Source organism: Paenibacillus sp. JT22N1, from assembly GCF_059692155.1.
The window spans coordinates 123,814-147,006 of the sequence record NZ_JCAUAW010000004.1 but is presented as its reverse complement, the minus strand read 5'-3'; the positions used below and the strand labels follow the sequence as shown (position 1 = coordinate 147,006).

Below are 23,193 nucleotides of genomic sequence, written 5' to 3'. Positions count from 1 at the left end.
CTATCTGTCCGACTTGCTTACTATCCTTTTGTTCCTGTAAAAGCGATTCCTTGCACAAAATACTTTTGCAGCAGCAGGAACAAGATCAGGATCGGCACTACCGCAATTAAAGCACCTGCCATCAACGGGCCGAAATCAACCTGTTTGTTATAAGTAAAAGCAGCTAAGCCTAGCTGAATCGTTTTCTTGGCAGGGTCGTTAAGCATAATGAGCGGACCGAGAAAGCTGTTCCAGCCAGCTTGAAAGGTAAATATGCCGAGTGTAGCCAACGCCGGCTTCGCGAGCGGAATATAAATGTTCCAAAAGATGCGAAGCTCCCCACTGCCTTCAATTCGAGCCACTTCCTGCAAGTCACTAGGTAAAGACACGAAAAATTGTCTCATAAAAAATACCGCAAAGGATCCCGACGCTCCTGGCAAAATAATCGCCCAAAATGTATTGAGCAAACCATTGCCGCCACCGCCTAGCCAATCATTTCCTCCCAGGAAAGGAATGTGCTTCAGCACGAAAAATTGCGGGATCATCGTTACAACACCAGGTATCATCATGGCAGCGAGCAGAATTTTGAACATCGTATCTCTTCCGCGAAAATGAAGCTTAGCGAAGGCATAACCACTTAAAGAGCCAAAAAGCAAGTTGAAGAGCACTCCCATGAACGCGAGGTAAAATGAATTCCAGAAATACAGAGCAAATGGAACGAGCTCAAACGCCTTGCGATAATGCTCCAACGTTATGCTGGAAGGAATCCATTGAATCGGCAGCATGAAAATCTCTTCATCCGGACGGATGGAAGTGATAAGACTCCATACAAACGGGACTACCATGACGATGCAGACGGCGATGGAAATGATATACATGATTGTCGTTTGCCAATAGTATTGTTGTTTCACTTTCCATCCCTCCTAGATCACGGATTCCTCTTTGTTTAGTCTCATATTAATAAGCGAAAATACTAAAATAATGATAGACAGCGCAAATGCCATGGCATCGGCATAGCCCATCTGGAGCTGGTTGAAGCCCTGCTGATAAATGTGATACACCGTTGTTTTTGTCGAGTTGGCGGGACCACCCTTGGTCAATACGAACGCCTGGTCAAACAGCTGCAGCGCGCCAATAATGGCCATTGTACTTACGAAAAAGGTGGTCGGTCTCAGCACCGGCCAAGTAATATAGCGAAAGGACTGCCAAGCATTAGCACCGTCCAGCTTTGCAGATTCATACAGATGATCGGGAACTCCATTAAGTCCCGCTAAATAAATGATCATGTTCGCTCCAACGGATTGCCACAAGGTCACTAACACAATGGACAGCATAGCGTAAGGCATTTCAGCCAGCCATGAAGGTCCAGTGATTCCAACCTTGCTCAGGATATCGTTCACGAGTCCGAACTCTGGGTTTAGCAGCCAAATCCACACCGTGGCCGCAGCAACCCCAGAAGTTAACGTTGGCAAATACCCGGCTGTACGAAACAGCTTTACGCCGAAGCGGCTGCGCATAAACAGCAAAGCCATCGATAAAGAGATGGCAATATTTAGTGGAATATAGAGGACGGAATAAAACAAAACGTTCTTCAGCGTCGTCCAAAAGATATTATCCTCGGCAAGGCGCTTATAGTTATCCAATCCAACGAAATCGTTTTTACTCACAATGTCATAATTCGTGAAGCTTAGATAGAACGCCATGATGACCGGAATAATTGTAAAAATAATAAATAGCAAAATCGTTGGCGTAATAAAGAGATAACCCATCCTAGCTTGATGTCGACCCAGCTTGGTTATCGATGCCAAGAGAATTCCCCCTTCCAAAAAAAGGGAGGGATGACCCTCCCCCACATTTCTAGTTACTTCCCTGCTGCATTCTGATCAAGCAGCTTATCACCTTGCTCTTGCCCCTTCTTGAGCGTCGCAGCTGCATCCTGCTTGCCTTGAATGAATAGCTCAATATTCGGCATCAGTCCGTCGCCTTCCATAACCGAGTATCCTGGATGCTGCGGACGAATTTTCGCGAATTCCAGTGTATCCATGAACGGCTTCCAGTTCGGATCGTCCTTGAAGAAAGGATCCTGCAGAGCCGGTTTGAAGCCTGGCAGGTTTAAGCTTGTTTTCGCCCATAGCAGCGTGTTGTCTTTATTTGCTAACCACCATTTCTCGAATTCCCATGCCTCGTCTTTATGCTTGGACCCTGCTGGAATCACGAGACCGAAGCCGCCCATTACGCTTCCTTTGGCACCGCCAGGTCCAGCTGGAGGAGGAACTACACCGAAATCAAGATCCTTGCCGTATTTCTTATAAGTAGAGAGCATCCATGGACCTGTATAGGTCATAGCTACTTTTCCTGTCACAAAAGCATCCGTGCCTTCGCCAAGACCTTTTTCAAACCCAACTTTATACACTTTATCCTTATTGATCAGCTTATCCCAGAAATCCAATACTTGTTTGCCTTGTTCATTATTGAAATTCGTCTTCTTCAGATCGCTGGTCATCATAGAACCGCCTGCTTGCTGCAGCCACATATTGAACAGGCCATTATCCTGCATCGACATGCCGGAGCGAACCAGCTTATCGCCTTCCCATACCGTTAACTGCTTAGCCGCATTCTCCAACTCATCCCAAGTTTTCGGCGGCTGAAGACCTTTCTCAGCGAACAATTTCTTATTATAAAACAGTGCGCGTGCATCAACCGTCAAAGGAAGACCATACAGCTTGCCGCCTGAGGTTAGCTCCTTCAAGGCTTCATCGTAATAATCACCACGGTTAATATTGTCTTTCTTCAAATAATCGTCGATCGGGTGAAGCACATTCTTGGATGCATACAGTGAAGTGCGCCATCTGTCCCAGAACATAATATCAGGCGAGCCGCCTGAGGTAGCCGCTGTCAGAAACTTCGTGATCATATCTTCCTGCAAAACATATTTAACTTTAATCTTGTCTTGCGATTTATTGAATGCATCAGCCATCATCACAAACTGCTTCTCGCCTTCTCCGCCCCAATCTCCCCAGAACGTAATTTCTACCGGTGCTGCTTTGGTGGCTGCTGTCGATGCTGCCGGTGCTGTCGTGGTCTCAGGCTTCTTGCTTTCAGCCGTTTGATCCCCAGTTTTCGTGCTGCATGCTGCCAAACTAAACGTGAGCGAGAGAGCAGTTAAAACGGTCATCCATTTTTTCATGTTTCTTCCTCCCTTTTTAAGTAAACGTTACAAGTGCAGTTGCTATGTTAAAAGGGGTTCCACCCCCTGTATAACCTAGGATGAGTGCGATGCGTTCATGTGATCTTGCAGCAGCTTCTTAATTGAAAGGCCACATACGTCTAACACCAACTCGCTGAACATGGAGTTTGCCCAAGAGAACCATGGCCGCGTATATTGCGACGGATCGTCTACATGGAAGCCCTCATGCATCAGTCCTGTTCCTGCATCGGTGCCAGCTAGTATATCAAGGATATGCAACTTTTCCTCCCGGCTTGAAGCAGTTAGACCTTGAACCGCAAGGGAAATATGCCAAATGTAACGATCCGGCGTGTGCGGACTACCGATTCCCTGAGCCGCGATACCCTTATAAAAGTAAGGGTTTTCATCACTAAGTATAAAGCTGCGTGTATGCTGATAAATGGGATCGGATTCAGCAGCATATCCCAAGTAAGGAATTGAGAGCAAACTGGGTACGTTGGCGTCATCCATCAGATTATAGCTGCCAAGTCCATCCGTCTCATAAGCAAAAATCCTACCGAGCTCAGGATGCTCGATCGTTCCAAATGCTTCTATTCCCTGTTTAATCTCAGCGGCCAGCTTAAGCGATTCACGGCTAAGACTGGCATCCTGCCACACCTGCTCTGCGATTTCAGCGATATAACCCAGTACCACAACGGCAAACATGTTAGCAGGGATCAAATAGCCATACGTACAAGCATCGTCACTAGGGCGAAAACCTGACCAAGTCATTCCCGTATAGCCTACTGGACTACCCTTTCCTTCTCTCGTTAACGTGTCTGTCGGAGGACAATGCAGTCGCTGGAAGCGATAAGGAGACTTCGTTTCATGATCTTGTTCAACGCGCCAAAGATTCAGTATCGTATGAACAGCGGATTTGTAGGCATCATTGAAATGTGCGGTTCTCCCTGTTGCTTTCCAAAGTAAATAACTGAGCTGAATAGGATAACATAACGAATCGATTTCGTATTTACGCTCCCAGATCCAAGGGCTCATTTGGGTCAAGTCCTGCTGATGACCTGCGCTGGTTGGCTCCATATTAAATGCATTGGCATACGGATCAAGTTGAATATATTGCATTTGCCGCTTAACCACACCTTCAATCATATCCGCCAAGCTGGAATCCTCATTCGCCAGAAGCAGATAAGCTCGAACCTGAGCCGACGAGTCACGGAGCCACATGGCTGGTATATCACCGGTGATTACGAAAGTTGATCCGTCTTCTAGGCTTTGAATCGTTGTTTGATACGTGTTGGAGAAGCAATCGCGGAACATGGCGGCAAGCTTCGGCCGTTGTTCCTGCAGTAATTTGTTACTTACCTGCTCAATGAGCTTACTCATCGATGTAGGTAACTTAGCCTCATTCGTCATCGGGTTCGCTCCTCTCTATTCCGATAAATAAACCGCTTACATTTACGATTATATTGGTATGCAAACCGTATGTCAATATATATTTATTATACTATTTACATACCATTTAAATCGTTTGATATACCAATTAAAAAAAGAGACTACTAGATTAGCAGTCTCAAGTTTCGTATCCATGATGATTTATCCGCCGTATCATTTTGAGGGTCCTGTTGACTCCCCAATGATTAGTTTGGCATCCAGACTTATTTTATTGGCTACCTTCTCGCCTCGCTTCAGCTTAAGCACATTCTCTACAGCAAGCTTGCCGATTTCTTCTTCCGCTTGGATCAGATGGGTAAAGCGATAGCCGCTGCCGAGCGTCGTAGGAGGGCTATCAAAACAAATAATTGAAATATCCTCGGGTATCTGAAGTCCCATTTGTTCCACAGCAGCCTTTGCTAATAGAGCAATGTTATATTCCATTGCGAACAAGGCGGTAATTTGCGGATTGCTTCGCAGGTGCTCCTTAATCATATCGATATCTTTATCAATATTAGGTGAATGAAATGAATTTGGCAGCGTAGAGGTGATTTCATCTAACCAAAGTGACCGGTCAACCATGACCCCGCGTTCCGCATGAGCCCGGACGAACCCTTCAATACGGTCCTCAATAGCTGTTGTATCCATAGGTGGCGGCGTAAGTAAGCAAATCTGCTTATGCCCCAAATCAAGTAAATAATCGGCTCCCGTGCGAGCAGCGGTTATGTTATCTGTACTAATCGAAGCTGCAGCTACCCCTTTGAGATGACGGTCAACCAGAACTAAGGGGAATTGTTGTATGACTAATTTAAGAAGTTCATCATTATAGAACTCCCCCTGTGCAGGAAACACAATAATGCCATCCACGCCTAATTCAAGAAACGATCGAATAGCTTTTTCTTCATTCTCAGGCACACCAAACGATCTGCGCAGTACGAGGAAGCTATCGTGTTCAGCAGAAGCCTGCTCCATGCCATAAATCATTTCCGTGCCGAAGGTATTACCGAAATCCGTTATGACTAAGCCAATCAGCGTATGCTTGGTTCTCTCGCCTACAGATGGTCCTTCAGACGGAATTCCCCCTCCTTCCATAACAAAGGAGCCTCTCCCTGGCTTACGCACGATGAGACGTTCTTCTGCTAGCATCTCCAGTGCCTTTTTACTCGTAATACGGCTCACATTATATTCATCCGCCAGTTCCTTCTCTGAAGGAACGCGGTCTCCAACGTTATATTTACGTTGTATAATTTCTTCACGCAGCGTTTCGAATATTCGCTCGTAAATGGGTCTCGAATCCGTTGACAATGCTACCTACCCCCTGCACCCAGCCAAATGTTATATCATACGATACCATTAATATATCATGATATACGCTTTTTGGATAGAGTCAGAAGGCAAGCTACTATTTCTTATATGACTTGATAGAAAACTAGCTAATCATATAATCCATTCTATGGGCCACAATATATTTAATTAAATGACAAAAATATAATATTGTCACTTGAATTTTGTTTTCAACCTGTTATAATCAAATCAATATCAACCAAGTTTAAATCAACGAATCTAAATGAACGCTATTAGGAGGATCTACAATGGAGAAGAAATTAGAAGGTAAAGTAGCGTTAGTCACAGGAGCGTCTAGAGGAATGGGACGGGAGATCGCAGAGGAGTTGGCTCGAAACGGAGCCAAGGTCGTTGTAAACTATGCCAGCAATCAAGCGAAAGCTGCAGAGGTCGTTCATGGGATTGAACAGAACGGTGGAATAGCAACAACCATTCACGCTGATATTAGCCGCGTATCTGACATTGAGCTCATGTTCCAGAAAACGATTGAAGCCTATGGCAAAGTCGATATTCTGGTCAATAACGCAGGCCTAATGATCACTAAGCCCATAGCCAATATCACAGAAGATGATTTCGACAAGCAGTTTAATGTTAATGTCAAAGGTACCTTCTTTGCTTGCCAACAAGCAGCCAAATACTTGAGTGATAATGGTCGAATCATTAACTTTTCAACCTCTGTCCTCGGTAGTATGTTCCCGACCTACAGCGTTTATGCCGGTACCAAAGGAGCTGTTGAACAGTTCACTCGCCAACTCGCGAAGGAATTTGGCCCGAAAGGCATTACGATTAACGCTGTCGCCCCAGGCCCGGTTAACACGGAACTCTTCACAGTGGGAAAAACAGAGGAGCAAATTGAAGGTATCCGCAAAATGAACGCTTTTGGCCGTATCGGTGAGCCTGACGAAATTTCGAGCGTTGTCTTATTTTTGGCAAGTGAAGAATCCCAATGGATTACGGGTCAAACGATCCGCGTCAATGGAGGGTTTATCTAAACGGGAGTCAATGCAAAAAAGGGGCACAATGTGCCCCTCCTCCTACACAAGCCATCACTATTGAATGGCTTGTTTTATACGATGCAATGCCTCGATCAGATCATCGATCTCCGTTTCATTTAAACGAATGGTTACATAATTAGGCGAGATGCCGCCATCGTTGATCTCCAGCAATGCCATCTCATCCTGGTCATCAAATTTGACCGACAAATGATCTTTGTCGAGCACTTGAATCCATGCCATTATCGCCACCCACTTTCAGCCATCATATATTCAAACAAAGTTAATACACCATGAATTCCTTGTTGTACACCGTTTCATTATCATCCGCATCCATGACACGCATCTCTAATTCCCAATTGCCTCGGAACGGCAGGTAGGCCCCCTGCGCTTTGTAGCTGAATTTCACAAAGCCATAAGATTCTTCTTGTGTGCTATCCTCGTACATGGTTATTGGCACAGAAATGGGCGCCATTTCTTTATCGTCTAAATAATGAAGCAGCATGAGCACTTGCTTCGGTTTCCCAGCTTTTTCTGGAAGCCATACTTTCGCTACAAAGGTATTGGTTCCCTGAATTTTAGGTGTAATATCAGCAGATACATGGACCTTCTCGCCCATCTGATGCCATTGTAGCGGCTCGTTGGCAGGAATTGGCGCCATATAAGTGATGAGCCCTACCAGCAGCACGATTATGACCATAAAGGTAAGATCAACCTTTACCCAGAGAACTGATTGTTTGGCCTTCTGTTTCCGCAAATTGAGCCGAATAATAAAACCAATGAGAACAACAAGTGCAACAGCACCAATTTTCACGAGCATCAATATTCCCCACGAAGTGTAAAGCAAGTAACGTAAGTTCGGCAGGAACAACAAGACGGATAAAGATCCGGTTAGGGTAAGTACAAGGATGGAGATCAAAGCCATTTTCGAAAATTGCTGCATATAGGCACTGACATTATCACTTTTCTGACGCCATTTCGCATAGAGCAGCACTAAGCCACCAACCCAACATGCCGCACCGACCAGATGTATAAAATCTAGCCCGATTGTTGCCCATAAGGGAGTAAATGAAGCCGCGTGACCGCTAAAGCTTTTCACCGCTAGGAAACTTAAAGGCCATAATAAGTCTATCCACTTCCCCCTACCTATAAGTACAAATCCAAGGAAGGATAGTACTAGCATAAGCGCCCAGGAAATACCGATACTGGTTGCACTAAATAGTTTCCAAATCTCTTGTGCCCCTCCACCACCGAGTAGAGCTTCGATGTGTGTGAAAATGAGCAGCAGTAGGGCTACTAGTTGTGCACGCTGGAGATTGAGAGTCCAAGTTGAAAGTGATTTTCGGGCATCTGTCCCGCTTGCTCCCAACAACCTTAACCAGATAACCCATCCTGTCAGCGCCAACATCATCAAATACCACAGTCCACGAGACGCATATTGTAGTAAATCTTTTGTTGTTAACTGCCCCGTTCCATGATCGTGCCCACCATATACAGAAGGCAGATCGAGAGCTTCTTCTTGCGGTGGATTGCCAATCGTTATCGGATAACTCCCTGCAACGGGGTGTCCGTCTGCGGAAATGACGTGATAGCTGATCAAATAAAAGCCCTCAGTTAACTTCGGAAGATCAAGAAGTATACCTGTCTGCTCTTTATTCATATAAGCTTTATTACTCGTAATCTCGTCACCATTATGATCCAACACTTTGATATAGAAGAGCCCTGCATCTAATTGTTCATTAAATGTAACGGCTACTTGAGGCGGTGAGCTTTCAAGCTTGGTGCCTGCTTCAGGTTGGGCCTGCACTAATGACGCATGAGCAGAGGCTGTCTGAGGAGCAGCAACTGTGCTCAAGAGAATTAAAGCGAGCATGCATACAAACAATGAAGGCATGAATAAAAAGCGTTTGGCCTTATAACGTAAAGATCTTAGCATCGTAAGTTTCCTCTATTCCGAAATCGGTTTACGTCCAGCAAATCCATCCTGTTTGCCATGGTAAAAACGAATTCTATCCTCTCCCTGTTTCCAACAAAGCAGTACTTCTTGTCCTTCCATCAACGCTGGAAAATCGATAAGACCTGTATCAATATCCTTGAGTTCCACACCCGTAAGCTGAAAATTTTGAATAAGCCCGCGCGCTTCAATTTGAAGGAATTCCAACTCTGCTTCCATGACAAAAAACGGATCCTTCTCAGCGCCGGGTTTCTCCGCATGCTCGTTTTTCTTTATACGGAGCTCTGCATATTTTTCCTCAAAATTGTGCTTCAATGCTTGCATTTTCTTCAATTCCTGATCAACAAACGGCAGCATTTCATTAGCCTCTTCTAAACTGAACCACTTTTTAACTGACATATCGCACCTCCGTGCTTTAATTTTATCAAAAAAACAGAACGTCTACGAATTCTACAAATGAGAATGAGGATGCTCATGCGAGTGCCCCTGCTCGTCCACATGAGTAACAGATAACTCCGCATATCCTACACCTTTGAGTACTTGAATCCGCTGTTGAAGCTCTCTAAGCTTCTGTACCTTACCGCGAACAACTAATATTTCCAAGCATTGTTGATGGTTTAAATGGATATGCATCGTTGAAATAATCGCATGGTGGTAATCATGTTGAAGCTCCATTAAGGTAATCGGCAAATCGCGAATATGATGGTCATACACCATCACGATCGTTCCAGCTACGGTTTCGTCGGGCTGCATACTGCTAGACGTTAACAGCGCTTTACGCGTAAGATCACGTATGGCTTCAGATCGATTATCATAGCCCTGCAAGGCAATGAGCCGGTCATATTGCTCTATGAGAGATTGCGGCATGGAGATACCGAAGCGCACCAGATTTTCTTTGTCAGACATCCGCCTCACTCCTTTTCGTGTAACATTTCCTATATCCTTACTCTAGCAGAAAGCAGCTCTGTCGCAAACCTTACCCGGAGCGAATTCGCAAATTAAACACAATATGGTAAGGTGTATTCATCTATAAATTCATTCATAGGAGTGGGGATCATGTCTAAACAGCCATTATCATTTTCGATCGTTGATGTATTTGCCGAGCATAAATATGAAGGCAATCAGCTCGCCGTTTTTCGTCATGCTGCCCACCTATCTACAGAGGAAATGCTTGCCATTACTCGTGAAATGAACTTTTCCGAAACAACCTTTATCCTGTCTGAAGAGCCTGTTAATGGTGGATATGATGTGCGTATCTTCACCCCGAAAGAAGAGGTTGAATTCGCTGGTCATCCGACTCTGGGGACAGCCTACATCATTCAAAAAGATATCTTAGGACACCCTGTCCAGCAAATTGTGCTTAACTTAAAAATCGGTCAAATACCGGTCACTTTCGATGAGAAAAACCCCGGCATGGCTTGGATGCAGCAGAAGCCGCCTATATTTGGAGAGATTATCGCTCTAGATACGATCGCAGCTGTTCTAGGAATTCCAGCGTCGACCATTGATTCGCGGTATCCCATTCAGGAAGTTTCCACTGGCCTGCCAGCCCTTATTGTCCCACTAAAAAGCTTGAGAGACGTTCAGCGCTGTAACGTAAATCGCGATCTATATTTCCAACTTATTGAGCAGCTTTCAGCTAAAATGATTTTAGTCTTTTGTCCAGAGACTTATCAGGCAGGTAACTCTTTAAATGCAAGGGTGTTCGGTGACTATTATGGTGCTCCCGAAGATCCGGCTACCGGTAGTGCCAATGGCGATTTGGCCGGATACTTGGTCAAATATCGCTATTTCGGCAATGAGTCCATCAATATCAGCGTTGAACAAGGCTTTGAAATCATGCGTCCTTCCATTCTTTATCATCGAGCATCTCAGAAGGAAGACCACATCTCTATTCAAATCGGCGGTAAAACCATCTATACAGCAAAAGGCGAGTGGGTATAAATAACAACTCAAAATGCCGGATCCTGTTGAACAGGATCCGGCATTTATTATTTCGAATATTATTGCAATACTTCTTAATTTATGAATACGATAACCAACGTAAGGATTAATAAAATAATAGGCATACCTATTTTAGATACAGGATCCTTAATACGTAGATGCGTTATGACGGCTCCAGCCATAATAACAGCCAACAGCAATCCGCCAATAACAATAAGACTGTCGTTCCAAATTCCTGCAACCAGAAGTGCGGCACCAGCAATTTCGAGCAAGCCAGTGATTACCCTAAACCACGGAGGCATCCCGTAACGTGTAAATTCATCCACCATTTGCTTTGAACCGAGCTTAGTGGCTCCAAACATCAGAAACCCAAGTGCTAAAATGATTTGAATAATAATAGATACCGTATTCATCTAAACTCTCCCCTTTTTCACCTAATCACAAATAAACTATGATTAGATATCCTAATGTTATTATAATATACACTAACATTAGGATAATTATTTGTCAACCATTTTCAACAAGGCGCCTAAACAAAAGTTTGGTGCGAGGGCAGGTAATAGAAGAAATTTGTTCAAATACAGATAAGCAGGTGGTCAAATCCAATGGATTATAGGTCGGCATGAAAGCGAAACTCTGTGGAGTAATTTTCAGACATATAGGCTGCTAATCTGGGGATCACGGGGAACGAGGAGCCGTTATTTCGGTGATTATGCCGATGCTGGGCCGGTATGCGGAACGTGAGGGCGCTATTTTGGCGTTTTATCGGTTTTTACACCTCGCAATCGGGAAATAGAGGCTCCTCGTTCCGCGAAAACGTGAAATACGCGGTTTTGAGCAAAATAAAGCTTCTACGTTCCGCTAAAATCTGGTAACACCGGGTACGTGTTGAGTTAGGGATATAGATATAAAAGTGGCTACTTGGCAGAAGGAGCGGCTATGGTGGAGAATCGACACGATATGGATGGTTGAGCGGTTTACTATAGATGGCCTCGGGCTTAGGATCGGGCTTGGCTCACCAGCAAAACTCCACCCAAATAAGAAAAACCGCCAGGGAAGATCACCCTGACGGTCCTTTTTGGTTTTAGCGGATATCCGTAATTTTGTTACTTATCCTTACTGAGTTCCTGTGCTCCAAACCCCAGTTTCTTTAACAGATCGATCATCTGAACTTTATCCTCATTGCTTATAAAGGAGAAATTCTCAGATATAACAGCTGCATGTTTCGGGAAAATCTCGTTAAATAAAGTTTCCCCCTTCTCAGTTAGGGCGACATTGGAGGTCCTTCTATCCGTAGGACTTGATTGTCGTCTTACATAATCTTTCTGTTCAAGCTTATCTACCACATAGGTAATACTCCCGCTCGGAATACTAAATATTTCACTAATCCTTTGAATAGGATGAGGTCCTTTGTTATAGAGGAGCTCTAGAATCATAAAATGATCAGGACTGATTCCATGACTTTCGATATCTCGTTTGGTATTATCAGCTATTGCTTTAGCAGCTTTACTCCAGATTCGGAATAATCTTAAATCAAGCTGGCTTTGTTCGTCTCCCTGGTACATGATCGTTCCTCCTTTGGTGTAAATCCTTTCTTATTCTTCTCTACATTGAGTTTTCATAATACTATGCTAACTTTAGGCTAATTTGTTTGTCAAGTAATCGTCTTTTTTATAAAAAAATAAACTCCTCTTCAGGAGTTCATTCGCACTTTATTTTGGATCTAAAGGTAAAATAAGGTCAACCGTTGTTCCTATACCGATCTGACTCTTTATATTAAGACTCCCGTGATGTGCTTCAATGATTTTTTGGCTCACCATTAATCCTAATCCGGTCCCTTTTTCTTTTGTCGTATAAAAGGGTTCTCCTAACATCCCTATTCGTTCTTCAGGAATTCCACATCCCTGATCAATAAACCGAATAACGATTTTATTGTTGTCTATCTTCATAATAATTTCGATAATACCGCCTTCTGTCATCGCTTCAATCGCATTTTTAAGAATATTTATAACGACCTGTTTTAATTGATTTTCTTCACAATTGATTAACGGAATGTCTAAATCAAACGTCGTATGAATTTGCACATCACTAAGAATTGCTTGTGTGTCCAGCAGCGAGATCACATCATGAAGAATTTTACGAAGATCCTTCATCTCAAAACTCACTGCCTGCGGCTTGGCAATAACCAAAAACTCGCTCACGATATAATTAATTCGGTCTAATTCAGTCAACATGATTTGAAAATACTCATTATAATTATTCATTTTGGTTTGTAATAATTGGACAAATCCTCTAAGAGAGGTTAATGGATTTCGAATCTCGTGAGCAACTCCGGCGGCAAGCTGCCCCACAACCGATAGCTTTTCTGATTTGATCAGAAGCTCATCTGTCTTTTTACGTTCGGTTATGTCTTTTGCAATGCCATAAACACCATCGATCTTATCATTTATGATAATAGGAACCATCTTTAAATTTAATTCGACACAGTAGCCTCGTTTATTAGTAATGGCGACTTCGATGTTGTTTGATTCTCCTTTTTTCGAAGCTTCAAACAGATTTGATGCTTTAAGGTGATCTTCGCCTACCATCAAATGACAAAAGGTTCGATTCAGCAGCTCTTCCTGCTGATAGCCCGTAATCCTTTCAGTAGCTGGATTCATATTAAGTATTTGTCCATGTAGATCTAATTCAAATATAGCATCGGGGTTATTTTCAACAAGGGACTTATAACTCTGCTCTCTCTCTTCCAGCATACGTTGGGCTCGTTTACGCTCAGTGATATCCTTACATATAAGCTGAACTGCCGGTTTACCTAAGTAGATAATAGGTACCGCTCTGACCTCTACATCAATAACTTGACGATCAACACGAAGAAATTTCTGCTGGGTGGGAGCTGTCGGTACCCTCTCCTCTTCGATCAGCCTAATCCGTTCTTTCGCAATGTCTATATAATCGGGATGCACCAAATTCAATACGGGAAAATCAATAAGTTCCTTTGGGCTAGCTGCGCCAAATATTTCGGCACCGGCAGGATTGATATAGAGTATTTTCCCTTTACTGTGAACAACTAACGGTTCTGGTGAGTGTTCTACAAGTATTCGGTACCGTTCATCGCTTTCTGTAAGGGCTTTCTTCAAACGTGTCACCCACCAATATAGAACTAATGCCGTAAGTAATACATAAAATAGACCCTTAGTTGAATGAATAGTGATTGCTCCTGATAAGTTAAGAATGTCCATAAATCTATCGGACAAGATAATCCATAGACTTCCCACAAGCATGTAGAGCAAAGAGATTTTAAAAGGAGTTCTGAGATTTAGTGCCTTTGACCAATTATGCATATATTTCTTCCTTAACCTTCCTTTTTTCACTCTAGCTGAACACAAAATAATTTACTAGCCGTCATTATATGTAGACGTGTTTGATTATAACATTTATTTTTCGAAAAGATTATCGGTTTTTTATTCCAAAGATAAGACCTCTAGCAAACAAAAAAAAGGAGCCGCCAATTAGCAACTCCTCCACTTAACAATTATTTAGATTTGGTCGTTCTCTTCTTCATAATAAATCTTCTATCTTTATAAAAACAGTTAGATTAGTCAGTGGCAGCCGCGGCCGTTGGTTGTGGACCTATGGGTGACACCACTCTCGGCTTGTCTTGCAATACTCTTGGTTCCGGACTCACGGGTGCAGCTCTTGGTTTATCATCCAATACTCTTGGCTCTGGACTTACCGGCGCCGCTCTAGGCTTGTCATCCAATACTTTTGGTTCCGGACTTACCGGCACCGCTCTCGGTTTATCATCCGACACCGTTGGCTGCACGCCTACGGAAGTCGCCGCTCTCGACTTCTCATCCGAGGGAGTTGCCTGCGGTACAACGGAAACGGCCACTTTCGACGTCTCTTGGGAAACTGTCGTATTTGAGACTACAGAATCCTGCTCTTTTACTTTTTCTTCGGAAACTGCCGAACTTTGCAATGGGGTAGCTCTCGAACTGTCCTTAGGATTCGTTAACGCGCATCCACTTATGAAGATGATGGTTGCTATCCCAAGAAACGACCAACGATACGAATTTGTTTTAAATTGTTTGATCATTTTAATTCTCCTTTGCAGTTGTATTTTGCTTCCTGTTAGATTTACGTTTCCAAAAGATTGAACAGGTCGCGAGAAATTTTCCAATAGTTTGATAAGCGTATAGCCATAATCCTGGCTTTTGTCAGGAGTAAGGCAGCTTAGCGCAAGAGCATCACTTGCGATTTCCTGATCTTCCCGCATTCGGCGATAAGCATACCAAAGAACTGGATTAAACCAATGAATAATCAGCAAAGCATGCATGAACCAATTGACCCCAATATCATTACGTTTGCTATGAGCCAGTTCATGTAGGAACACATGCTGTAATTGATCGTCATTCAAGCTGTTTAAAATGGTTTTAGGCATAATCAATTGGGGTTTTACAAAACCGAATAGGGTTGGTGTTGCCAAATTGCTTGATTCAACAAGAGCAATGGGTTTATTTATCGACATCATTTTTTTACATTGATTGAAAAGCTCCAGTATTCTTTCATCGGTTATCGCAACCGTCTCATTTTTCATTTTTCGGGCAAATTTCCTGTTGATCCGGATTGTATATATCCCCAAAAAACACACGCCTACCAGCCATACAACAACTAAATTCCGATAAATAGATTGGGCAGCAGATTCCGATACAACAGCTCTTGTAAGTAGTTCTTCCTGATTAACTTGCACGGCCGAATGAACGGCATCGGTGTAGCCGATCCAATTATAAATACTGAATTCACTCTCAGGGCCCCATGGCAAAATTAATCGTATAATAACCAACAGCCACATCAAGTAATGCCATCTTGGTTTTAAACGATGCCTTAGCAAGTGCTGCATCACTATAATCAGCACAACCAGAACACTTGCCATAGTCGAGACTGACCAAACCCAATCAAAGAGATCAATGAGGTGTTCTGTTAATCGTTTCACATTCACCCTGCCCTTTCCTTCACCATGTCAAAGAAATAACAGCTCGCGCGATGCAAACCCGCAAATCCTTCATTTTGTTTTGTCATCAAGGATATTTTTCAATTCCTTAATATCTTCCGCTGAGAGCTGTTCTTCTTTCAAAAAGTTAACAAGCAGCGGCTTAAAGGCACCGCCGTAAATTCTCTTCAGGAACGATTGCGTTTCTGACTTCACACATTCGTCTTCGGATACTAATGGAAAATAGGCGTAAACCCTATTTTCTTGAGAATACGAAATCGCTTGTTTTTGGGCTAATCTGTTTAAAAGCGTTCTAACTGTTTTCGGTTTCCAATCCGTTCGGACTTCCAAAGCTTCAATCACTTCATTTGCCGTACATGGTGTCTTAGCCCAGAGAACTTTCATTACTTCCCATTCCGCATCGGATATATGGGGAACATTTTTCACAGGTTTACCTCCTGACTTTTCTATGGATTACACATGTAATACAATTGCTATATTACATGTGTAATCCATAGAAGTCAATTACAAATTGACGAAATAAAAAGCTGCTCGCCATATAATTGGCAGAAGCAGCTTTGAGTTTTTTATTTATTGATCACACTAAGTTCATTAACTGTCTCACGCGAACTTCCAACTCAACGAGCGAGAACGGCTTCGTCATATAGTCGTCAGCTCCCATTTGAAAGCCTTTGGCTAGATCATCTTCCTTCTTCTTGCCTGAAAGCATAAGTACCTTCATGCCCCGAACGGTTAGACGCGGATCCTTCTTTATCTGAGATAACAATGAGAACCCATCCAACTTCGGCATCATTCCATCGAGAATACAAGCATCATAGGTATTGGCAAGCAGTAAACCGAGCGCGACTTCACCGTCGGCAGCATGGGTAATTGTAATCGGTAAATGCTCTAAATGGGAAGTGAGAATGGCTCGTAAAATCGGATCATCGTCCACGATGAGCAGATTTTTCTTGTCAATTTGCGGACTGGCCGCCAACTTACGATGCTCTGTTCCTTCATCCTCGACCGAAGCGCTAACAATCCTATCCCTGCCTTGTTGCTTAGCTTGGTACATCGCATCATCTGCCTTAGCCACCCACTCCGCAACCGTCATCCCCTCATGCCACTCTGCAACACCTGCTGAGAAGGTAACAGAGAAGGTTTGGCCTTCGTACTGTGCAACTGCATTTAAACGTACTTTATTAAGTATGGATTGCATGGTTGCAACTGCCTGTTCCACCGTTGTATTCGGAAGGGCAATAACGAACTCTTCGCCGCCAAAACGTGCTAACAGGTCTGTCGAACGCAAGTTCACTTGAAGCAGATGAGCCAAGCCTTGGAGCACCAAGTCCCCCACGTGATGCCCATAAGTATCATTGATCCGTTTAAAGCAATCAATATCTATAAAAACAAGTGAGATTGGTGCCGGATAGCGCTCAATACGCTGTAATTCCATACCAATCTGAAGATCGAAATAGCGGCGATTGAACACCCCAGTCAGCGGATCGCGGAAGGCCAGCTGCTCGAAATTTTTTGTCCTTTTGAGCAATCCATAGATTCTTGCGGCCAATTCCTCGTACTGAAATGGCTTCGTCACATAATCATCGGCTCCCAAGTGAAAACAGCGGACTTTATCATTCAAATCGTTACGTCCCGACAATACAATGAGCGGTAACCATTTCAATGTCGGATCTTCTTTGAGAAATTCAAAGAGCTCATACCCAGACTGAGGATGCATCATGAGATCGAGCGTCACTAAATCATACGTATGTTCACGTAATAATTTCATAGCGCTCTCTACATCGGCTGCTTCATCAACAATACAATCATCGAGTTGAAGACGACGGGTCAAATAAGTGCGCAGTACCTCATCGTCATCCACAAGCAGTAATCTACTCTTCATGGACCCAAGCAAAGAGCCGCCTCCAGGATCCTGCTGTTCATCCATCTGGATTTCCGTCACACCGATATCATATTCCATATTCATTTCACGAAGTGCTTGTATACTGCGTTCTGCGCTTTCAATAATCGGGTTGATCGCCAAGAGTAACTCTTCTCCGTCATTATCCATGGATTGTGTCCATTCCCAGGCTCGAACCATATCCTCAGCCAGCTTACCGATCCTGACATAACCAAAAATAGGCGCACTGCCTTTTAGCGTATGTACGATGCGATAAAACTGTTTTAAATCATCAGCTACAGCCGCCATCTGGATCGTATCAAGCAGCAAGTTAAGCTGTTTAAGCTGCTTTTCAAATTCACGAATAAACAGCTTTCTTCCTTGTCTAAGAATTCTTGCATCTCTATCCGATTCTGACTTGGAGTCCTTCAACCCCTCTAGATTCGTATTACTCATGACAGCCAATCACCCTTTTTTATATATAAAATAATCTCTATATAGTTCGAATTAACGTTGTAATAGTTGTCCGACGGTATCAATTAATTGAAGAGGGCTGAATGGTTTAACAATATAAGTGGTTACGCCTGCTGCTTTGGCTTTTTCTTTGTCCTTCTCTAAGGCTTTAGCCGTCAGCAAAATAACCGGTATATCCCGATTAGCATTATCGCTATGTCGCAGCCATTCACAGACTTCAACGCCTGTCCGCTCCGGCATCATATAATCAAGTATGATAAGATCGTAGGTTTCTTTTTGCAGTTGCTCCATCGCTTGTTGACCATCTTCAACTTCCGAGATTGCATAACCTTCATCAGAAAGAGTCTCAGTAAGCAGAAAACGCAGCGCGATTTCGTCATCTGCAAGTAATATTTTATAAACAGACATGGCGTTCTCCTCAACCTGTAGAATTACCACCAATTATAGCATCTAGTGTCGAAGCAAGGAACTAAAATGTTCCAAGTTTTTACTATGAAGAGATAAGGATTTAAACCCAAGATGGGTCTGCATATTCACAATCTCACTAGCCTAGCAAAAATCCCGTAGCAAACTATCCTAAATAACAAAAAAGAGCCTACAGAATTCTATCCTGTTGGCCCTTCCTTATTATTTATTTAGCTTTCCACGAACCGCTCGTTATTTCAATAAGACCGCTGACATCTTGATAAATATATACCCAGCCTTCTCGTGAGCCGTTCACGTCAGTTATCCATACGCGCTCATACTCATTGGACTGTCCGGGTCCATTATAATCTTCCAAGATGTCCATGGCCTTAAGTCCTGCTTCCGTGACCTCAAACCATTCACCGACAACGATACTTTTTTGCGCTTCCGCATGTTCCTCATTATGCAAAGCAAGTGCGGGGTAGTGACCAACATCGTACAAACGGCCACGAACCGCACCAGGCTGTACGGAGAGTACAAAAGGCTCCGCAACATAGTGGTTGCTTTCTCCAACAAGAAGTGTCCCATAAACGAAAACTGAAATCATAGCTCTCTCCCTGATGTTACCGCGCAGCTCCGCCAAGAATAATATCCAAGTGCCGGGAAGTGTCATACACCGTCTGAAGCGGACTCTCTGCGTAAAGACCTACTTCAGCCGTTACCGTATCGGTATACCCGATGTCCTCTAGTGCTGTGCGGACTGCCGTCCAATTGACATCTCCTGCGAGCAGCGGGACAAATCCGTTACCGGTACCTACACCTGGTCGGTAATCCTTCACATGCACTTTGAATACACGGGAACCAAGAATTTTGATCCACTGCTGCGGATAACCATTATGCAAAATATTGCCCACATCAAAATAAACCCCGACATATGAAGATTGAAGATCATCGACATAAGCACGCATTTCAAGCGGCGAAAGCAGGAATTTGTTCCACACGTTTTCGATGCCAATGCGAACGCGACGTCGTTCTGCTTCTTTCACAAGCAAAGCTAGTTCTGCACGGCTGCGGTCGTAGCACTCATCGTACGAGGTCATCTCGTTGACGGCTCCAGGCACGACAAGCACCGTATCGATACCTAGAAGCTCCGCTAGCTCCAGCTGTTTCTCGACAACGCGACGCCCCTGCTCACGTACAGACGCGTCAGCGGAAGATAGCGGGGTTTGCCACAACAAGGAGGTAGATAAGCTTCGCAGCTGAATACCGTACTCTTTGGCCATGCGGCCAATCTCCTCTGCCTCCGCCGCAGTCGTCTCCATGGTCAGACCAACGCCGCCTAACGGATTGACATTCAGCTCAACCGCGTCATAACCAGCCTCACGGCTAATCGAGAATAACTGCTGAAGGGGCAGCCCTTCAGGGAAGCACCATTGATTTACGCCTTTTAACATGCCTTAACCTCCTTCGAGTATTTCAAAATGGAAACATTCGCACTCTTATGCCGAAGTGATCTTTATCGTTTGCTTCGCAACGGCCGAATCATTCGCTGCCAGTGTAACCTCAAGTGTCGCTGCCGCTTCGCTATAATCACCAAGCACTAACTCCTGCCGTCCTGTTTTCACAGCTGCGACAAACGCCCGATTCTGCTCGAGGTAAAAATCCATCTCCGACGTCAAAGTCACATCTTGCGTGTCATCCACAATCCGAACCGTCATACCGCTTATTGACACGTAGAAGTCATGCCCGAAAAACTCCACATCCCCGCGTCCAATTTTACGGGACAAGACCGTATTGCTGATCGTGCCTAGCGCCCCGCTGCGGAGGCCGAAAGACACGATACCCACATCATACACCGTTGCCTCTGGATAATTTCGATGGATGTGTCGCTGCTCGTAGTTCGCTTGGACGTAGTCAAACTCACCAGCCAAGTAACGAATTAAGTCCACTTGATGCGTCGATTGCTCTACAAGTTGGCCGCCCGAGCGATTCATGAGCCTCCACCAACCTACTTCTGGCATGCCGCCAATTCGGTACGCGAGCACCATATCTACTTGCTTATCAGCCAAGTACGTCTTTGCCTTCTGCACAGTGTCCAGATAGCGCAAGCAATAGCCTGACGAATGAATGATGCCCGATTCGCGAATGATCTGCTCTTTACGACGCACTTCCTCCATATGCAAGCCGGTTGGTTTCTCCGATAACAGATGTATGCCCCGTGCTGCAGCCGCTTCTTCAATCCCTTCCCTAGCAAAAGGTGGCGTACATATATAAAGCGCATCGATTACCCCCGCATCCAACATTTCTTCCAAACTTCCGTACGTCTTTGCGCCGAATGTTTCAGCTATCTCCCTCGCCCGATCCGCGTTCATGTCGCATACGGCCGTAATCACTGCGTCATCAATTTGCTGTAATGTTTTCATATGGTACTCTGCCATGCCGCCTACACCAATAAATCCGATTCTTACTTTTTCCATCCGTCGTGCCCTCCCTATGTGGTTACGTTTACTCCATAAGCATATCGAATTAGAAAGCGCTTGTATTTAGGGAAACCGAACCGCAATTTACGCAAAACGCAACTAGTCCAACATCGAAACGTGCTGCAACCGTTGACTTTTCCGCCAAACGGTAGGCGGGAGACCCTCTTGTTCCTTAAACCACTGTGAAAAGGAATGCAACCTGAAAAAGCCTACCTGCTCGGCGATTTCACGTATATCCTTATCTGTTGAGCTAAGCAGCCATTTTGCCTCATGCAAACGGCACTGCTGCTGATATTGCTTTGGGCTAACGCCGTACATTTGTTCAAAGACACGGCGAAAAGCGGGCTCCGTAAAACCGGCCATCTCTGCCAAATCAGAAATGTGAACAGATTCCTGTACATTTTCACGAATATAGTCAGCCGCTTTCGTCACCGTCATCCCCTGTAAATCCTGCTGCGAGTGTTCAAGTAAAAAAAGCAGTAGCACTTCCATCCATGCCGAATAATTAGCTTGCTTTTCCTTTAAGAACGACGCTTTCATCCGAAGCCACTCCCGGAACAATCGCTCGAATCGCTCTTTGTCCAGTCGGGATAAAGCAAGGAATATAGGCGATCTATCTGTGCCGCCCCCGTCGCCAGTAAATCCGCTGCCTCCGAGCTTCGCGACCAACTCCATCGTACGTGCCGTTACGCCCTGCAGCAAAATAACCCCAAACCTCACATTCGTCACGGCTTCAAACCTGTGTGACAAGTCTGACGGGATAATGACGATATGCCCAGCTTCCATCCAGCTTCGCTTCGACCACTCGAACAAGCACCGTCCTTCTAACACGATACTGACTTCAACCGCCGAATGGCGGTGAAATCCATCATCATAAAAATCGGCATCATGTGTGCCGATAAAACTGCGGATATCCAGCTCATCTTGCATTTGTCTTGCACCACCTCCAAAAGCGATCGGACGCTTGCTAACGTTTTCTTTCTTTTTAATTTCAAGAAATAAAAGGCATTTCCTTCAATTTGACGGCAATCTATACTAAGCAGGCTCAACGAAAAAAAAGCAGCACCTCTAGGGATGCTGCTTCTATGCTTGATTGGCTGTTAATTCGCGTGTTTTCACGATGATTTTGCGGATGCTGTCTTCCGATAAATGAAAGACTTTGATAAGTTCCATCACACTGGAACCAGTTTGGTACAACCGGAAAATTTCTCGATTTCTACGCTCAATGATAATACGTGTTCCGTTATTTTCTCCCCATCCAGCGCGCTTCTGCTCTTTCTTAGGGATATATACAATTTCACCTTGGATATATTCTTGTAATTGTTTTAATAGGTTAGGGGGAAGAACGTCTTTCCCGTTCTTGTAACTCATGGATGAAAACCTCCTCAAATTGTCGAGCAAAGTTAAACTTTGTCTGATTTGCAGAGAGTATCTTCATCGCCCCATAACCTCCTACCATTCTCAAAAAATGGAATAAAAAAAACACGATCATAATCGTGCCTGTCGGTTGTATGCAATTATACAATTCAGGTGAACGGTTATTCCACGAATGATATTCAGTTAGGAGACGAGTACCTCTGCGGCGGCCGCAACATTCATCGCTACTGTCATTGTGTTCATTAAAAAGCACTCCTTTCACCAGATAGTTTAATTTTTGGATTTGGGTTGGAGAGCAAAATCTCTCCTAATTTATGGTGTTCACTAGGTGTTCACATTCTCATTATATGTAAAAAGCATCTCGCTGTCTACTCATTCAGGAAAAATATGCGGGGGCCTAACGACCCCCGTTTGGAACGATGGACTCTGCTTACGCAGAGACCACCTCTGCTTTTGTTGTAATCACTTTGATCACTCCTTTCCGAAGTAATTAGCCCGGCCGGCTACCTCTATATTTACTCATATTTCAAGCTTGTTCTCAAGTGAAAGAATGGTTATAAAGATTCTTTCCTAGGTGCCAGTGATTGCGGTGTCTGATCGTAACCTGGGATCGGCGGTGTATCAGTCGATGTGAAGGTGGCTGATTATCCAGGTGGCGGTACTTTCTTGCGATGCTTGAAGGAAAAACTCCTGTTAATTTATTGGTTATTTCGTTTATTAACCCTTTAACCGGAATACC

The 23,193-nt window shown here is 44.1% G+C and carries 23 protein-coding genes; 2 read left to right on the top strand and 21 right to left on the bottom strand.

All coding sequences use genetic code 11. From position 1 onward, the window contains the following. Positions 1-20 precede the first annotated feature (20 nt). The 5 genes from AC58UU_RS09805 to AC58UU_RS09785 all read right to left on the bottom strand — a co-directional run bounded on the left by AC58UU_RS09805 (position 21) and on the right by AC58UU_RS09785 (position 5,899). The gene (locus AC58UU_RS09805) at positions 21-857 is read right to left on the bottom strand and encodes a carbohydrate ABC transporter permease (RefSeq protein ID WP_497315557.1); all 837 of its coding nucleotides are present in this window, start codon (positions 855-857) and stop codon (positions 21-23) included. 45 nt (positions 858-902) lie between these two features. Further along, positions 903-1,748, bottom strand: coding sequence for a carbohydrate ABC transporter permease (locus AC58UU_RS09800; protein WP_497315555.1), 846 nt, complete (start codon positions 1,746-1,748; stop codon positions 903-905). A gap of 92 nt (positions 1,749-1,840) precedes the next feature. Further along, positions 1,841-3,166 carry an ABC transporter substrate-binding protein gene (locus AC58UU_RS09795; protein WP_497315120.1) on the bottom strand — a complete coding sequence of 442 codons (1,326 nt, stop codon included), beginning with the start codon at positions 3,164-3,166 and terminating at the stop codon, positions 1,841-1,843. Between the two features lie 75 nt (positions 3,167-3,241). Continuing rightward, complete coding sequence (locus AC58UU_RS09790; RefSeq protein WP_497315118.1) at positions 3,242-4,546, bottom strand: glycoside hydrolase family 125 protein; 1,305 nt, start codon at positions 4,544-4,546, stop codon at positions 3,242-3,244. Between the two features lie 222 nt (positions 4,547-4,768). Next, positions 4,769-5,899, bottom strand: coding sequence for a GntR family transcriptional regulator (locus tag AC58UU_RS09785; RefSeq protein ID WP_497315116.1), 1,131 nt, complete (start codon positions 5,897-5,899; stop codon positions 4,769-4,771). Between the two features lie 287 nt (positions 5,900-6,186). Here AC58UU_RS09785 and AC58UU_RS09780 point away from each other — a divergent pair, with 287 nt between their 5' ends. Then, positions 6,187-6,930 (top strand): SDR family oxidoreductase, encoded by a 744-nt coding sequence (locus AC58UU_RS09780; RefSeq protein ID WP_497315114.1) that lies wholly within the window; start codon positions 6,187-6,189, stop codon positions 6,928-6,930. A gap of 57 nt (positions 6,931-6,987) precedes the next feature. Here AC58UU_RS09780 and AC58UU_RS09775 read toward each other — a convergent pair whose 3' ends face one another. The 4 genes from AC58UU_RS09775 to nikR are packed head-to-tail and all read right to left on the bottom strand — an operon-like array spanning position 6,988 to position 9,790. Continuing rightward, the gene (locus AC58UU_RS09775; RefSeq protein WP_497315112.1) at positions 6,988-7,173 is read right to left on the bottom strand and encodes a hypothetical protein; all 186 of its coding nucleotides are present in this window, start codon (positions 7,171-7,173) and stop codon (positions 6,988-6,990) included. A gap of 40 nt (positions 7,174-7,213) precedes the next feature. Then, positions 7,214-8,866: a copper resistance CopC/CopD family protein gene (locus AC58UU_RS09770; RefSeq protein WP_497315110.1), complete on the bottom strand. Its 1,653-nt coding sequence runs from the start codon at positions 8,864-8,866 to the stop codon at positions 7,214-7,216. A gap of 12 nt (positions 8,867-8,878) precedes the next feature. After that, positions 8,879-9,283 carry a DUF2203 domain-containing protein gene (locus tag AC58UU_RS09765; RefSeq protein WP_497315109.1) on the bottom strand — a complete coding sequence of 135 codons (405 nt, stop codon included), beginning with the start codon at positions 9,281-9,283 and terminating at the stop codon, positions 8,879-8,881. Between the two features lie 51 nt (positions 9,284-9,334). Beyond that, a complete protein-coding gene (gene nikR, locus AC58UU_RS09760) occupies positions 9,335-9,790 on the bottom strand; it encodes a nickel-responsive transcriptional regulator NikR (RefSeq protein ID WP_497315107.1) in 456 nt (151 codons plus the stop codon). A 150-nt stretch (positions 9,791-9,940) separates the two neighbouring features. Between nikR and AC58UU_RS09755 the strand changes: the two genes are divergently transcribed. Continuing rightward, complete coding sequence (locus AC58UU_RS09755) at positions 9,941-10,828, top strand: PhzF family phenazine biosynthesis protein (protein ID WP_497315105.1); 888 nt, start codon at positions 9,941-9,943, stop codon at positions 10,826-10,828. A gap of 74 nt (positions 10,829-10,902) precedes the next feature. Here the strand turns inward: AC58UU_RS09755 and AC58UU_RS09750 are convergent, their stop codons facing one another. From AC58UU_RS09750 to AC58UU_RS09695, 12 genes are all read right to left on the bottom strand, one after another. Beyond that, positions 10,903-11,241 carry a DoxX family protein gene (locus AC58UU_RS09750; RefSeq protein WP_497315103.1) on the bottom strand — a complete coding sequence of 113 codons (339 nt, stop codon included), beginning with the start codon at positions 11,239-11,241 and terminating at the stop codon, positions 10,903-10,905. A gap of 693 nt (positions 11,242-11,934) precedes the next feature. Next, positions 11,935-12,393, bottom strand: a complete 459-nt coding sequence (locus tag AC58UU_RS09745; protein WP_497315101.1) for a MarR family winged helix-turn-helix transcriptional regulator — start codon at positions 12,391-12,393, stop codon at positions 11,935-11,937. Positions 12,394-12,540: 147 nt separating this feature from the next. Beyond that, complete coding sequence (locus tag AC58UU_RS09740; RefSeq protein WP_497315099.1) at positions 12,541-14,169, bottom strand: PAS domain-containing sensor histidine kinase; 1,629 nt, start codon at positions 14,167-14,169, stop codon at positions 12,541-12,543. A gap of 254 nt (positions 14,170-14,423) precedes the next feature. Continuing rightward, complete coding sequence (locus AC58UU_RS09735) at positions 14,424-15,827, bottom strand: M56 family metallopeptidase (RefSeq protein WP_497315097.1); 1,404 nt, start codon at positions 15,825-15,827, stop codon at positions 14,424-14,426. Between the two features lie 63 nt (positions 15,828-15,890). Further along, positions 15,891-16,265 carry a penicillinase repressor BlaI gene (blaI, locus tag AC58UU_RS09730; protein WP_029194050.1) on the bottom strand — a complete coding sequence of 125 codons (375 nt, stop codon included), beginning with the start codon at positions 16,263-16,265 and terminating at the stop codon, positions 15,891-15,893. A 151-nt stretch (positions 16,266-16,416) separates the two neighbouring features. Then, the gene (locus tag AC58UU_RS09725) at positions 16,417-18,174 is read right to left on the bottom strand and encodes a diguanylate cyclase (protein ID WP_497315095.1); all 1,758 of its coding nucleotides are present in this window, start codon (positions 18,172-18,174) and stop codon (positions 16,417-16,419) included. Positions 18,175-18,225: 51 nt separating this feature from the next. Beyond that, the gene (locus tag AC58UU_RS09720; RefSeq protein WP_307549298.1) at positions 18,226-18,600 is read right to left on the bottom strand and encodes a response regulator; all 375 of its coding nucleotides are present in this window, start codon (positions 18,598-18,600) and stop codon (positions 18,226-18,228) included. Positions 18,601-18,823: 223 nt separating this feature from the next. Next, positions 18,824-19,204, bottom strand: a complete 381-nt coding sequence (locus tag AC58UU_RS09715; protein ID WP_497315093.1) for a gamma-glutamylcyclotransferase family protein — start codon at positions 19,202-19,204, stop codon at positions 18,824-18,826. 16 nt (positions 19,205-19,220) lie between these two features. Beyond that, positions 19,221-20,051: a sugar phosphate isomerase/epimerase family protein gene (locus AC58UU_RS09710; RefSeq protein WP_497315091.1), complete on the bottom strand. Its 831-nt coding sequence runs from the start codon at positions 20,049-20,051 to the stop codon at positions 19,221-19,223. A 45-nt stretch (positions 20,052-20,096) separates the two neighbouring features. Beyond that, complete coding sequence (locus tag AC58UU_RS09705; RefSeq protein ID WP_497315089.1) at positions 20,097-21,074, bottom strand: Gfo/Idh/MocA family protein; 978 nt, start codon at positions 21,072-21,074, stop codon at positions 20,097-20,099. Positions 21,075-21,176: 102 nt separating this feature from the next. Then, positions 21,177-22,007 carry a helix-turn-helix domain-containing protein gene (locus AC58UU_RS09700; RefSeq protein ID WP_497315087.1) on the bottom strand — a complete coding sequence of 277 codons (831 nt, stop codon included), beginning with the start codon at positions 22,005-22,007 and terminating at the stop codon, positions 21,177-21,179. A gap of 153 nt (positions 22,008-22,160) precedes the next feature. Continuing rightward, positions 22,161-22,448 carry a CD3324 family protein gene (locus AC58UU_RS09695; protein ID WP_314798159.1) on the bottom strand — a complete coding sequence of 96 codons (288 nt, stop codon included), beginning with the start codon at positions 22,446-22,448 and terminating at the stop codon, positions 22,161-22,163. Positions 22,449-23,193 lie beyond the last annotated feature (745 nt).

Bases quoted from the DNA above. Each gene is read 5' to 3' on its own strand.
- AC58UU_RS09805 (WP_497315557.1), bottom strand. From the start codon at position 857: ATGTATATCATTTCCATCGCCGTCTGCATCGTCATGGTAGTCCCGTTT.
- AC58UU_RS09800 (WP_497315555.1), bottom strand. From the start codon at position 1,748: ATGGGTTATCTCTTTATTACGCCAACGATTTTGCTATTTATTATTTTT.
- AC58UU_RS09795 (WP_497315120.1), bottom strand. From the start codon at position 3,166: ATGAAAAAATGGATGACCGTTTTAACTGCTCTCTCGCTCACGTTTAGT.
- AC58UU_RS09790 (WP_497315118.1), bottom strand. From the start codon at position 4,546: ATGAGTAAGCTCATTGAGCAGGTAAGTAACAAATTACTGCAGGAACAA.
- AC58UU_RS09780 (WP_497315114.1), top strand. From the start codon at position 6,187: ATGGAGAAGAAATTAGAAGGTAAAGTAGCGTTAGTCACAGGAGCGTCT.
- AC58UU_RS09775 (WP_497315112.1), bottom strand. From the start codon at position 7,173: ATGGCATGGATTCAAGTGCTCGACAAAGATCATTTGTCGGTCAAATTT.
- AC58UU_RS09770 (WP_497315110.1), bottom strand. From the start codon at position 8,866: ATGCTAAGATCTTTACGTTATAAGGCCAAACGCTTTTTATTCATGCCT.
- AC58UU_RS09765 (WP_497315109.1), bottom strand. From the start codon at position 9,283: ATGTCAGTTAAAAAGTGGTTCAGTTTAGAAGAGGCTAATGAAATGCTG.
- nikR (WP_497315107.1), bottom strand. From the start codon at position 9,790: ATGTCTGACAAAGAAAATCTGGTGCGCTTCGGTATCTCCATGCCGCAA.
- AC58UU_RS09755 (WP_497315105.1), top strand. From the start codon at position 9,941: ATGTCTAAACAGCCATTATCATTTTCGATCGTTGATGTATTTGCCGAG.
- AC58UU_RS09750 (WP_497315103.1), bottom strand. From the start codon at position 11,241: ATGAATACGGTATCTATTATTATTCAAATCATTTTAGCACTTGGGTTT.
- AC58UU_RS09745 (WP_497315101.1), bottom strand. From the start codon at position 12,393: ATGTACCAGGGAGACGAACAAAGCCAGCTTGATTTAAGATTATTCCGA.
- AC58UU_RS09740 (WP_497315099.1), bottom strand. From the start codon at position 14,169: ATGCATAATTGGTCAAAGGCACTAAATCTCAGAACTCCTTTTAAAATC.
- AC58UU_RS09725 (WP_497315095.1), bottom strand. From the start codon at position 18,174: ATGAGTAATACGAATCTAGAGGGGTTGAAGGACTCCAAGTCAGAATCG.
- AC58UU_RS09720 (WP_307549298.1), bottom strand. From the start codon at position 18,600: ATGTCTGTTTATAAAATATTACTTGCAGATGACGAAATCGCGCTGCGT.
- AC58UU_RS09715 (WP_497315093.1), bottom strand. From the start codon at position 19,204: ATGATTTCAGTTTTCGTTTATGGGACACTTCTTGTTGGAGAAAGCAAC.
- AC58UU_RS09710 (WP_497315091.1), bottom strand. From the start codon at position 20,051: ATGTTAAAAGGCGTAAATCAATGGTGCTTCCCTGAAGGGCTGCCCCTT.
- AC58UU_RS09705 (WP_497315089.1), bottom strand. From the start codon at position 21,074: ATGGAAAAAGTAAGAATCGGATTTATTGGTGTAGGCGGCATGGCAGAG.
- AC58UU_RS09700 (WP_497315087.1), bottom strand. From the start codon at position 22,007: ATGCAAGATGAGCTGGATATCCGCAGTTTTATCGGCACACATGATGCC.
- AC58UU_RS09695 (WP_314798159.1), bottom strand. From the start codon at position 22,448: ATGAGTTACAAGAACGGGAAAGACGTTCTTCCCCCTAACCTATTAAAA.